This is a genomic window from Enterococcus spodopteracolus, from assembly GCF_030441955.1.
GTDB classification, from domain to species: domain Bacteria; phylum Bacillota; class Bacilli; order Lactobacillales; family Enterococcaceae; genus Enterococcus_B; species Enterococcus_B spodopteracolus.
In genome coordinates this window covers 213442-226629 of sequence record NZ_JARJHD010000002.1, presented here as the reverse complement: position 1 = coordinate 226629, position 13188 = coordinate 213442, and the positions used below count along the sequence as shown (strand labels likewise).

The 13188-nt window shown below is 40.8% G+C and carries 9 protein-coding genes; 1 reads left to right on the top strand and 8 read right to left on the bottom strand.

The features are described 5' to 3' along the window. Positions 1–63: 63 nt before the first annotated feature. The 4 genes from P3R27_RS03990 to P3R27_RS03975 all read right to left on the bottom strand — a co-directional run bounded on the left by P3R27_RS03990 (position 64) and on the right by P3R27_RS03975 (position 3281). Positions 64–999 carry a hypothetical protein gene (locus P3R27_RS03990; protein ID WP_301356718.1) on the bottom strand — a complete coding sequence of 312 codons (936 nt, stop codon included), beginning with the start codon at positions 997–999 and terminating at the stop codon, positions 64–66. A gap of 88 nt (positions 1000–1087) precedes the next feature. Next, entirely contained in the window at positions 1088–1735 is a 648-nt protein-coding gene (locus P3R27_RS03985; RefSeq protein WP_034689625.1) for an RDD family protein, read from the bottom strand. Positions 1736–1953: 218 nt separating this feature from the next. After that, positions 1954–2979 carry a signal peptide peptidase SppA gene (gene sppA / locus P3R27_RS03980; RefSeq protein WP_034689590.1) on the bottom strand — a complete coding sequence of 342 codons (1026 nt, stop codon included), beginning with the start codon at positions 2977–2979 and terminating at the stop codon, positions 1954–1956. Between the two features lie 11 nt (positions 2980–2990). Beyond that, the gene (locus P3R27_RS03975) at positions 2991–3281 is read right to left on the bottom strand and encodes a hypothetical protein (RefSeq protein WP_034689591.1); all 291 of its coding nucleotides are present in this window, start codon (positions 3279–3281) and stop codon (positions 2991–2993) included. A gap of 391 nt (positions 3282–3672) precedes the next feature. On the opposite strand from P3R27_RS03975, the gene glmS reads away from it, so the two are divergent. Then, positions 3673–5481, top strand: coding sequence for a glutamine--fructose-6-phosphate transaminase (isomerizing) (glmS, locus tag P3R27_RS03970; RefSeq protein WP_034689592.1), 1809 nt, complete (start codon positions 3673–3675; stop codon positions 5479–5481). 369 nt (positions 5482–5850) lie between these two features. On the opposite strand, the gene glmM is transcribed toward glmS, so the two are convergent. From glmM to nifJ, 4 genes are all read right to left on the bottom strand, one after another. Then, entirely contained in the window at positions 5851–7206 is a 1356-nt protein-coding gene (glmM, locus tag P3R27_RS03965; RefSeq protein WP_126134144.1) for a phosphoglucosamine mutase, read from the bottom strand. A gap of 23 nt (positions 7207–7229) precedes the next feature. Further along, positions 7230–8414: a CdaR family protein gene (locus tag P3R27_RS03960; protein ID WP_301356714.1), complete on the bottom strand. Its 1185-nt coding sequence runs from the start codon at positions 8412–8414 to the stop codon at positions 7230–7232. Further along, positions 8411–9295 (bottom strand): diadenylate cyclase CdaA, encoded by an 885-nt coding sequence (gene cdaA, locus P3R27_RS03955; protein ID WP_010735241.1) that lies wholly within the window; start codon positions 9293–9295, stop codon positions 8411–8413. Before cdaA ends, P3R27_RS03960 begins: the two co-directional genes overlap by 4 nt. Positions 9296–9465: 170 nt before the next feature. Next, the gene (gene nifJ, locus P3R27_RS03950; protein WP_301356712.1) at positions 9466–13143 is read right to left on the bottom strand and encodes a pyruvate:ferredoxin (flavodoxin) oxidoreductase; all 3678 of its coding nucleotides are present in this window, start codon (positions 13141–13143) and stop codon (positions 9466–9468) included. Between the last annotated feature and the right edge of the window lie 45 nt (positions 13144–13188).

The following is a 13188-nucleotide window of genomic DNA, read 5'->3' as shown; positions in this document are numbered from 1 at the left end:
TAAACATATTGAACGAGGGGAATCCACGTTTTTCATGACTTTTTTATCTTTTCCTCTGTTTTTTTACGTATTGAATAATAATAGTTCTGTCATTATTTTATTTCTTTTTTCAGTGAATTCGTGTTGTTCAGATGCCAAAAAATCGTCACACGGCTGATTCGTATAGGTTGCTAATGTTTGTTTGAACCACTTGTCAAGATTTCCAATGTAGCTATCATAGATCGGATAAACGATCGCCGATTGCATCGCAAACTCTTCTTTTAAATTCTTACTCATCAAGGCGTCTTCTCGCTCATACGCTTCCGCCATTTGTTTGATTCGTCGATAGGAAGTTTGCTCTTCTGGACGCACCATTTTCTTTGGTATCACTTCGATCAACTCTTCCTCGATCGTCAAGTATGCAACTGGTGCTGCTTCTTTGACTTGAACGAGCGACTCAAGCAACTTGGCCCTTACAAGAACATGGACCGTTTTTAAAACGAGCAACTTTCTAGCGGTCTGGATAAATTCGTGGTAAGGCAGTTGTTCGATTTCTTGGATATAACTCAACTGGGTAGTTGGTTTTTCAAAAGGTAATTTTTCTACCAGTTGATAGATTTCACGAATCTTCTGTCTTCGCATCTGTCCGACTAATTCTTCTGATTGTTGGATTTTCAACAAAACTGCTTGCTCAAAATCATCGGGGAAATCAGCACTTGCAATCAATTTTCGTGCATATAAAAAATCTTTTGCTGTAATCAGTAGATCAAAGTAAAAAGTAGCCAATTCTTCATTCATCAAATACTGTTTTTCATGCAAAAGTGCTTGATGAAGTGCCTCTTCCCACATATCCAATTCTGATAGTGCCAACACGTATAACGTATTCGCTTCAAATGTTGCTTCAAGTTCATATGCACGTTCAAACAGCTCTTTTGCTTGACTGTACTGATGATCTGTTAATGCCTGTTGGCCAATACGCATCAAATTGTCGTATTTATCAGGAAAATCGATCGGTCTCACTTAGGTTCTTCCCTTCACTGTTTTATCATTTGTCTGACACGACTTATTGAACAATAACCATATTCAGCCATTTTCTCTATTTAAAGAATCAAGCATTCATCTCTTGATTAAATGCTTTGATCATATTGATGGTTACTACACTCGTATTTGAAAAATAATCACCGATGTGTTGTTTTTTCTTACTAAAGATGACCGGGAGATAGCCGATATAAAGTAACGGAAATCTCAAAATGAAGCGACAAGCGCCCTCACGGACTAATACTGTACTCCATGAAAGTTCCTCTTCATCAAAACTGATCACTCGAATACCAAAAATCATTTTCCCGATCGTCTGGCCGTGATTCCATTTCGTCAATAAAATAAAATAAGCTAAATAGGCGACCAATGACAAACTACCATAGATACTCAAATATGAATCAGAAACTTGAAGCCATCCTAGGTTCACTGCGATGCCTAACGTTAAGCGAGTAATGGACCCAATACAAATCAGATCAACTAAAAACGCAGCAAAACGAACCCAAAAACCGGCAAAGAAATAATAAGGAAAGCGATTGATACTTGGTTCATCGGTTCTCTGTTCTGTATATTTTTTCCATTTTTTCTGATTTTCTTTGATCTCAGTTTCTGACAGTGGTTTTTCTTCAAAGGAACTTAGCACCTTTTGAGAAAATCCCGGATCTGGTCCTACAGCCGGTTGGTCATTTTTTGCTTGTGTTACAAACCCAAGTTCTTCCAACGAGCTACTTGTGTTTTTGTCAGCTGTGATTTCGTCTTTAGTAGCAACTGAAGCATCTACTGTATCTTGTTTTCTACTAGTAGGATCTACTAATTTATTTTCTTCTACCTTAAAAACTTGTTTAGATGATATCTCCGTACGTTCAGCTACTTTCGGTTCCTCATTGATCTTTGATCGTTCTTCGGGTGTTGACGCGTTCGTTGATTTCTCGTTCATGCTTACTCACCTCCATATAGATACATTGCTCTTGGAGATTCTGCTGTCCCTAGACTTTCAAGCAATGACAAGATCTGACTTGTTTCAGAAGCTTGCAACCCTTGTAATTCTGCTAATTTTGCACCAAACCAAGTATTGCCAAATCCAGTAGAACTAGTTGAGTATTCGACCAACTCAGCATCTTGTAGATCAAGATCTTCTCTCATCGCAGCTAAAGCATCTGTTGGATAGCCGATTTCGTCCACCAATCCTGCTTCTTTCGCTTGTACACCATCGTAAATACGGCCATCTGCGACTTTTTTCACTTCATCTTCTGATTTGTTTCTTCCTTCACTAACTACTTTAACAAAACGATTATAGGCGTTATCGATGTAAGCTTGTAATACTGCATGATCTTGCTCAGTTTCAGGTCGAGTAGCCGATCCCATATCTTTTAGTGCGCCACTTTTTACTGTTGTATCTTCGACGCCGATTTTTTCAAGTAAGCCCGAATAGTTGAGTCCGGACATGATCACACCGATTGAACCAGTCACTGTTTCTTCCGTTGCAAAAATTTTATCTGCTTGTGCGGAAATATAGTAACCACCACTGGCAGCCATATTTTTCATACTGACATACATCGGTAGATCACGTTCTGTTCGGACCTCGTTGAGTAAATTGGCAATTTCTGCACTTTCATAAACTCCGCCACCCGGAGAATTGACTTCCAATAAAATCCCACTTACGCGTTCATCGGCCTCGATCGCTTCAATTTGTTTCAAGAAATCTTCATGATTATAACTCTCAGTAGCAAATAAACCAGAAGAGCCTCCGCTAGCTATGGCACCATCAACGGACAATTTTGCGATTCTTTCCATGCCACTGCCTTCTTCAAGTACCACTGGTGACATTTCATCGTCCCCATATAACCAACTATTGATGCTCCCCATCTGCACCTCTTCTTGCGGTTGCGTCAAACTTGATGATACCAACGAAATAACCAATAAGCCGGCAGCAATCAGTACTGCTATCCAACGTTTCTTATTCATTTTACACTCTCCTAATATAGATTTCTAATCACGATCACCGTTTCAGAACCAGGTATCGCATTCATCTTTCCTGCTTTTTCTTCAAGGGTGTAACCAGTAAACTGTTCGTGGGTCAATTCATCTTCAACAACAAACTGTTGCGCATGTTCGATTTCGAACGCATCAGGGGCGATTTCTTGAATACTGTCCCATCCGGTATCCAAAAAGATTTTAGTGTCATCCGTCACGTGTTCTGTTTTTTCAAATGCTGCAATTTGTTTTTTTAACATACCCAACGTCATGATTTCTATCTTCTCTTCCATCTTTCATCCTCCTTCTATCTATAATTATTGTACCGAACTACAAGAAAAGATGATAGTCGAATTTGATAATTTTCTTTTGTTCATTCCAATTAGATATATACCAATTTATTTTTTTGTCTTTTTTATTGACAAACCTCACACATTAACGTTATGATTTTAGATGTTTCCAAAGAAAATAATAACAGGAGGATAATTAGACCAATACGGAATAGCGCCAGGTCTGTTTTCACAGATGACGAGGAAAGGGTTGATCGAAGGATTCGGCGGATGGCCCTAGGGACTGCACCCTAAAAAGAAACATAAAAACTATCTGTGAAGGTAGAACAAAAGGTTTCTTACGCAGTTGGAAACGCTAATATCAAGTTTATAACAGAAAGTAGGATGTTTTTTTATGTGCGGAATTGTTGGAATGATCGGATTAGAGAACGTGACACCAGGGTTGATCAATGGTTTAGAAAAATTAGAATATCGCGGGTATGATTCGGCGGGTATCTTTGTCTCAAATGGAAAACAGGACCATTTAGTCAAAGCACGCGGTAGAATCCAAAACCTTAAAGATAAATTATCTTCAGAAACAGCTGGTACAGCAGGTATCGGTCATACAAGATGGGCAACTCATGGGGAACCCGCAGAGAAAAATGCGCACCCCCACCACTCACAAAGCGGACGTTTTGTTTTAGTCCATAATGGGGTGATTGAAAATTTTGAAGAATTGAAACAACAATACGTAGCCACTGATGATTTCATTGGCGAAACAGATACGGAAATCGTTGTTCATTTGATTGAAAAATTCGTGGAAGAAGCGCAAGAGACACAAGAAGGATTTAGAAAAGCGCTAGAAGTCATCGAAGGTTCTTACGCTTTTGCCTTGATGGATCGCACAGCTCCTGAAACAATTTTCGTTGCCAAAAACAAAAGCCCTTTATTGATCGGTAAAGGCCAAGGATTCAATGTGATCGCAAGTGATGCGATGGCGATGCTTGCTTACACTAAAGAATTTATTGAAATTGAAGATCAAGAAATGGTGATCGTTCAAGCAGAAGATATCACGATCCAAACAATGACTGGTACGATCATAGAACGTGATTCTTATGAAGCACAAGTAGATGCTTCTGACATTGAAAAAGGAACATACCCTTACTATATGTTGAAAGAAATCGACGAACAGCCGATCATCATGCGTAAAATCGCGCAAACTTATGTGAATGAGGACAATGAAATTCCTTTAGATCACAAATTGATGGACGAACTGTTAGCAAGTGACCGTATTTACATCGTGGCATGCGGCACAAGTTATCATGCGGGATTAGCGAGCAAGCATTCCTTCGAACAAATGACTGACATTCCAGTAGAAGTCCATTTGGCCAGTGAGTTTGGTTATACCATGCCTTTATTATCGAAAAAACCATTCTTCATCTTTTTAAGTCAAAGTGGCGAAACCGCTGATAGTCGTCAGGTGTTAGTCAAGATCAATCAATTAGGTCATCCTTCATTGACGATCACGAACGTTGCTGGTTCTACGTTATCAAGAGAAGCTGGCTTCACTCTGTTGCTACATGCAGGTCCGGAGATCGCTGTTGCTTCAACTAAAGCATACACTGCTCAAATCGCTGTACTGGCTTTACTTGCAAAAGCAGTCGGTGATCAAAAAGGCAATAAACGTTCATTGACATTTGATGTAGCACACGAATTGAGTTTGGTAGCGAATGCGATGGAAACAGTAATTACTCAAAAAGATGAACTCCAAGAACTAGCTGCTGAATTCTTGAATGACACGCGCAACGCCTTTTATATCGGTCGTAGCAATGATCACGATGTCGCTTTAGAAGCTGCTTTGAAACTAAAAGAAATCAGCTATATACAAGCAGAAGGTTTTGCTGCCGGTGAATTGAAACACGGTACCATTGCACTGATTGAAGAAGGCACACCAGTGATTGGGATTATTAGTGAGGAAATCACAGGGGCTCATACACGTGGCAACTTAAAAGAAGTTGAAAGTCGTGGTGCAAAAACCTTAGTGATCGCGGCACATGGATTAGAAAAAGAAACGGATCAATTAGTGATTCCTGCTGTCCATCCATACCTTTCTCCTCTTGCCATGGTCATCCCGACGCAATTGCTTGCTTATTATGCTACCCTATTGCGTGGATTCGATGTAGACAAACCAAGAAACTTAGCTAAATCAGTCACGGTTGAATAATCAATCAAGTGAACCTTTATATAATAAATGCTCTTTGCAATCGAGGGCGGGATAGAAGTGTTCAGCCACGAGAAATAAGGAGCCATCCACGAAAATTGTTCTTCAATTTTTGTGGATGGCTCCTTATTTCCTAAGAGGTTACTTCTGTTACCGCCCTTTATTCGGTTTTAGGTGGTACAAGAGGTCTAATGTCCCAGACACATCTTTTATTTGATCTAGTTAAGAGTTGCTCGCTCGTTTTGTATCATGTGACAGCCATCGTCTTTTAAATGACCTTATGTGTAATGACCCATTATTTCAGAAACGAGCACAAAAAGAGAGTCAATCTCCATGATCCAAAGATTGACTCTCTTTTTTTATGTCATTCTATCAATCGATTCCAATTTCAGCTTTGACAACCGCTGCGATTTTGTCAACATAATAGTTTACTTTTTCATCAGATGGTGCTTCTGCCATCACGCGCAGTAATGGTTCTGTCCCGGAAGGGCGAACTAAGATACGTCCTTCACCAGCCATTTCAGCTTCTGCTTCTTCAATAACTTGTTTGATTGCAGGAACTTCCATTGCACCATTTTTATTGCTTACGCGGATATTGACTAATTTTTGCGGATAGATCGTTACTTCTGCCGCTAATTCTGATAATTTTTTATCAGTTTGTTTCATGATATTCAACAATTGGATACCAGAAAGCATACCATCTCCTGTTGTATTGAAATCTAAGAAGATCATATGACCAGACTGTTCGCCACCGAAGTTGTAGTCATTTTTACGCATTTCTTCCACCACATAGCGGTCGCCCACTTGTGTCACAACATCTTTCAAACCGATTTCTTCGACTGCTTTATGGAAACCGAGGTTACTCATGACCGTTGTAACGATTGTATCTTTTTTCAGACGATTTTTAGCTGACAAATATTTCGCACAGATAAACATGATCTTATCGCCATCTACGATATTTCCTAATTCATCCACCGCAATGATCCGATCGCCGTCGCCGTCAAAGGCAAGACCGACGTCTGCTCCTTTTTCTACTACCATTTCTGCTAGACGCTCAGGATGCGTTGATCCGACACCGTCATTGATGTTCAAGCCATTCGGATTTGTTCCCATCGTGTAGAAATCAGTTTCCAAATCAGCAAACAAGCGATTGACAGATGTTGCTGTTGCACCATTTGCCGCATCTACACAGACCGTTAAGCCTGAAAGATCGCCGTTGATCGTCTGTACTAAGAATTGTGAATATTTCAGCAACCCTTCTGGGAACTCTTCGACTGTACCTAATCCCTCAGCAGAAGGTCGTGGTAATTCATCGACTTCCGCATCTAACAATGCTTCGATTTCTAATTCTTGGTCATCATCTAATTTAAATCCATCTGCACCAAAAAACTTGATGCCGTTATCTTGAGCTGGATTGTGTGAAGCAGAAATCATGACACCTGCGCTTGCTTTTTGCAAACGTGTCAAGTAAGCCACTCCTGGCGTAGAGATCACACCTAATTGAAAAACTTCGATCCCGACAGATAACAGACCAGAAACTAACGCTTCTTCGAGCATTTGACCTGAAATTCTTGTGTCACGTCCAACCAATACACGTGGACGTTTTCCATCTTTCTCATGTTGGCTCAGTACATAACCGCCGCAACGTCCTAATTTGAAGGCCAATTCCGGTGTTAGTTCTTTATTCGCTTCTCCACGGACACCGTCCGTTCCAAAATATTTACCCATAGCTGTAAATTTGCTCCTTTAACTTAATTTTCCGATGAATCCTCTTGACTATTCGGTTGACTACTTGATTGTGTTATCTCACTTGATGATTCATTCGACCCTGCACTCGATGTTGACTGCATCTCTTCGGACTGACGTGTCGTCGATGACGAAGAGTTGGCAGGTGTCGACCCTGCACCAGAAGTTGTACTTCCTCCAGAATTTCCAGAATTTCCGGAATTTCCCGAATTAGAACGGCTAGTGTTTTCCGTGCTTGTTTTCAGGATCGGTGTGATCTCAACATCGATTGAAGTTGGTGTGATACTAAGTCCACTCTCTACCGGAATATCAATATTTCTTGTCGTCCGATGGACGATCCCAGAAATATCGATTGGTATCGTGATGCTATTTCCTAGTTGAGCCAGTTGACTCTCTGAACCAGTGACTTCTGCTTCAATTTCAGAGAAACTGAAATCGTAACTCTCCACGTTATCTGCGGGAGTCCCTTGTGCTGTTCCATAAAGTCGGATCGTTTTCGTAGGCTTTGTTACCGTTGCTTTTGCAGTGACTTGTACTGGATCTGAAACAATACTTAAAGGTTCTCCTGCACTATTCAATGCTTGTACAGTGACTCTCGTGTCGACCCCATCGTCTGTGATCATCGCAGGTTCGATCCTCGCTACGACCTGTTGGATCTCTTCCAGTGTCTGATCGCCAGTCGTGACCGTCACTTTTTTTGGTGATAATTCAAGGTCATTCAATTCAAATCCAGCTGGAGTTGATTCTGTTGTGAGTAAAGGCGTGACCTCAAATTCTTTTGTCACTTTTTTCTCGATAGTCACTGTGATCGTATCCGGCTCTAGTTTTGCTTTGACTGCACTGCTCAGATTTCTGATTTTCAATGGTACTTCATGTGTTCCTTCACCTAAACCAGTGAGATCTGCTGTCACCCGAAACATTCTTGTATCTTCAATTGCTTCGGCATTCAACTGAACACGATTGGCACTGGACAACTTCGCTGTGACCGTACTCTCATATCCATGGATATAATATTGATCCGTGTCGTATAAAAGTTGTACTGACACATCAGAAACGTTTTGCGTATAGGCTTCATTTCCTGACAGCGTGTCTTGGACAGATTGTCCATTCGCATTAAAATACAGCACAATACTGAATAATAACGCAACAAACGCATATAAGATACTTTTACGCCTCTCTTTTGAGATCATTTGTGATCCCCTCCTTTAGTCATCACGTCTAAGAAGGTTTGGAGCGTATTTTTATTTTTGTTTTTTTCTTCGACGATCAAATTTTTACGCAAGATCGTCAAATATTCTTCTTGAGATAAGCCAGGCATCAATTGGTTATCCAACGTAATGCTGACATCTCCTGTTTCTTCTGAGACAACGATCGTAATCGCATCGCTCGCCTCACTGACTCCGACAGCCGCTCGGTGACGAGTTCCGAATTCTTTCGGAATCAACATACTTTCAGATAAAGGCAAGTAGGCACTGGCTACGGCAATTTTTCCATCTTTTACGATCACTGCACCATCATGCAGCGGTGTATTCGGAATAAAAATATTGATCAGTAATTCGCCAGTGATATCGGCATCTAAAGCAATCCCTGTTTCGATATATTCATCCAAACCGGTGTGGCGTTCGATCGTGATCAAGGCACCGATTTTACGTTTGGACATATATTGGATCGCTTTGTCGAAAGAAAGGATCATCTGTTCATCTTCTTGTTTCTCACTCTTCGATTGTTTGAAAAGTGAGCTACGACCGAGGTGTTCTAATCCACGCCGTATCTCTGGTTGAAAAATGACGATAGCCGCAATCACACCATACGTGATCACTTGATTCATCAACCAAGATAAGGTATGTAGACCAATAATCTCGGCTAAGATCCGAATAACAACAAAAATCCCTACCCCTTTTAGCAATTGGATTGCTTTTGTTCCTCGCAATAGTTGAATGAGTTTATAAACTAAATACCAAACAACCAATACATCGAGTATGTTCACCAAAAAATTCTGAGAAAACAAGTCACCGGAAAACATTTGTCGCCAATAGTCTAAATTAAAAAGTTCTCCGATTTGAAATGACATAGACAGCCTCTCTTCTCTTTTGAGATTTCCTCTTTAGTATATCATATGTTTCACCAGAAGAGACTTATCTGCTTGGAATTTCCTAACAAAAACCAATTTTTTTCAAGAAATTTACATTTTCAATTTATTCACCAATAAGTTATTCTATTTCCTTGGATCGTTTCGTTTTATCATTCTTTGGTTTTTCTTCGTTCCGCTCTAGCGGCACGTCTGGCAGCACGTCTAGCTTCTGCTTCCGGATCAACCGTTCGGTCTTTTTTGACTCTCGTTTTTTCGATCTCTGGACTGTCAGTACCTTCTGTCGGTTCGATCTTTGCTTTGATTTTTTCTAATTGACCAGTCATCGCCGCATAGTTGTAAAACCGTTTTTTTGCATCTTGGATCGTTTTATTGAATAACTGCTCCGCTGCCTGCGGGTGGATCGTTTCAAGCGATGAAAAACGGACTTGCTTGCGCATGAAGTCAGCCATCATTGTAAAATCAGGCTTTTTATAGTCTAGTGTCATCGGCGTTTTATTCTTTTCGATCAATTCAGGATTATAGCGATACAACGACCAATAGCCTGAAGCCACTGCTTCTTTTGCTTCTTTGATCGATTCTTTCATTCCACCTAGTAACCCATGAGCAATACATGGCGTATACGCAATGATCAACGATGGTCCAGGGAATTTTTCTGCTTCTTCAAATGCTTTGATCGTTTGCATTTGATTTGCGCCTGAAGCGATCTGTGCTACATACACATTCCCATACGTCATCGCCATCATGCCTAGATCTTTCTTCGATGCATATTTCCCATTTGCTGAGAATTTAGCGATTGCTGAAGCAGGTGTAGCTTTCGAGACTTGTCCACCTGTATTGGAATAGACTTCGTTATCCATGACTAAAATGTTTACATCTGCGCCACTTGCCAAGACGTGATCGATTCCGCCAAAACCGATATCATACGCCCAGCCATCGCCACCGATCATCCATTGACTATTTTTGACAAATAGATCTTTTTCCTGGTAGATCGCTTGTAATTCAGGAACAACTTCAAGCTCATTTTCGATTGCCGCAAGTAATTTAGCTGCCCGCTGTTGGGTTCCTTCACTTTCAAACATATGCGCCAACCAATCTTCCATCAATTCACGTAGTTCTAAAGAGACTTTAGGCATCACTTTTTTCAACGTTTCTGCTAAATCTTCTCTTCTTGTTTGTGCGGCTAAAAGCATCCCATAACCAAATTCAGCATTGTCTTCTAATAATGAATTTGACCATGCAGGTCCTTGCCCACAATCATTTGTGGTAAATGGTGAAGCCGGCGCTGCTCCGCCCCAAATAGATGAACAGCCTGTCGCGTTGGCGATCATCATACGGTCACCGAACATCTGTGTCAATAGCTTCACGTAAGGCGTTTCCCCACAACCGGAACATGCCCCAGAAAATTCTAATAAAGGTTGATTGAACTGTGTTGATAGCACTGTATTTTTGCCTTTGATCGGATTTTCTTTTTGTCGCAAGGTCATCGCAAATGCCCAGTTGATTGCTTGTTTCTTCTGTTCTTCATAAGGCTTCATCACGAGTGCTTTACCTTTTGCTGGACAAGCTTCAACACATAGGCCACAACCGGTACAGTCTTCGACAGATACTTGGATACGATACTTCAAACCATCTGGTCCACGCATTTCTCGAACAATAAACCCTTCTGGTGCTTCTTCCAGTTCTTCCTCATCGGCTAAGAATGGACGAATCGCTGCATGAGGACAAACGAAAGAACATTCATTACACATCGTACAACGCTCACTGATCCATTCAGGTACTTCAAGTGCCACCCCGCGTTTTTCGTAAGCAGCGGTTCCTAAAGGCATATCGCCTCGTATCATTCCGTTTTCTGCTAAAGTCCTCACTGAGAGCTGATTTCCTTCTTGAGCATTGATTGGTTCAAGGATGTCTCTAATATAGCGATTTTGAGTATTTTTCTCCTTATCAGGAAGCACCAATGTTGCCCATTCAGTCGGCACTTCGACTTTATGCAACAATTCCACTGTACGATCGATCGCCTTGATGTTTTTTTCAACGATCGCCATTGATTTATGACCATAACTCTTCAATGCTTCCTCTTTCAAAATCGGCAGGACTTCTTCAAATGGTATGATATTCGCCAACTTGAAAAATGCTGTTTCCATCGCCGTATTGATCCGCCGACCTAGACCTACTTCTTGCGCCAAGCGCATCGCATTGATCGTATAAAATTGGATCTCATTTTCAGCTAAATACCGTTTTAAATGGGTCGGTAGATGCGTAGCTAGTTGTTCGTCTGACCAAAGTGTATTCAATAAGAAAGTCCCTTTAGATTTCAATCCTTTGACTAAATCATAGCTGTGAAGATAAGCAGGAGTATGACAAGCTACAAAATCGGCATGTTCGACTAAATAAGTCGAACGGATCGGTGTATCCCCAAAACGCAAATGAGAAACAGTCAGTCCACCTGATTTTTTTGAATCATAGTAAAAATAGCCTTGTGCGTATTTGTTTGTATGGTCACCAATGATTTTGATCGCTGATTTATTTGCTCCAACAGTTCCATCGGATCCAAATCCCCAGAATTTCGCTTGGTAAGTATTCGCTTCGGTCAAATCAAGCGATGGGCCAACTTCCAAAGAACAGTATGTTAAATCATCAATGATACCGATCGTGAAGCGTTTCTTCATATCCGTTTTTTCTTTTTTCAATTCATCATATACTGCTACAATCTGATCAGGGGTGACATCTTTTGAACCAATGCCATAACGTCCGCCGATCACTTTCAGATGACGTTCTGCATCATATAACGCACTTTGAACGTCTAATAATAAAGGTTCTCCACCTGCTCCCGGCTCTTTACTGCGATCTAGAACAGCAATTGCCTTTACGGAATTCGGTAGTTTTTCGATCAATGTTTCAATTGGGAACGGACGATATAAGTGGATATTCAAGAAGCCGACTTTACGACCGTTTTGGTTCATGTAATCAACTGTTTGTTGGATCGTTTGCGCAACTGATCCCATTGAAATAATGACTTCTTCTGCGTCAGCCGCGCCATAATAAGTGACCAGATCATAAGAAGTTCCTCGGAGTTCATTGATTTTATCCATATACTTTTTCACGATTTGAGGCAAACGATTATAGTATCGGTTGATCGTTTCTCGTTGTTGAAAGTGGATATCAGGGTTTTGATTCATACCACTGGTCGTCGGCCGATTAGGATTCATTCTACGTTCACGGAAGGCCTCCAATTTTTCTTGAGGAATCAAAGGAGCTAATTCATCATATTCCAACACTTCAATTTTTTGGATTTCATGACTCGTTCGAAAACCATCAAAAAAGTTGACGAAAGGGATTTCTCCTTCTAAGGAAGCTAGATGCGCAACTGGCGCTAAATCCATCACTTCTTGGACGCTGCTTTCCGCAAGCATCGCAAATCCTGTTTGACGAGCGGCCATCACATCGCCATGATCACCAAAAATATTCAACGCATTCGTCGTCACCGCTCGACTAGCTACGTGAAAAACACTAGGTAAAAGTTCACCGGCTATCTTATACATATTTGGGATCATCAATAATAATCCTTGTGAAGCAGTGTACGTTGTTGTCAATGCTCCGGTTTTTAGTGAACCATGTACGACACCAGCAGCACCAGCTTCTGATTGCATCTCTACGACTTTAACTGGTTGTCCGAAAATATTTTTTTTACCTGAAGCTGCCCATTGATCAACCAATTCAGCCATTGTTGAACTAGGCGTAATTGGATAGATCGCCGCTAATTCTGTAAAGGCATATGAAATATATGCAGCAGCAGTATTCCCATCCATTGTCTTCATTTTTCGCATGTTTCATCACCTTTGCTCAATTTATCTAAATAACTTTTATTATTA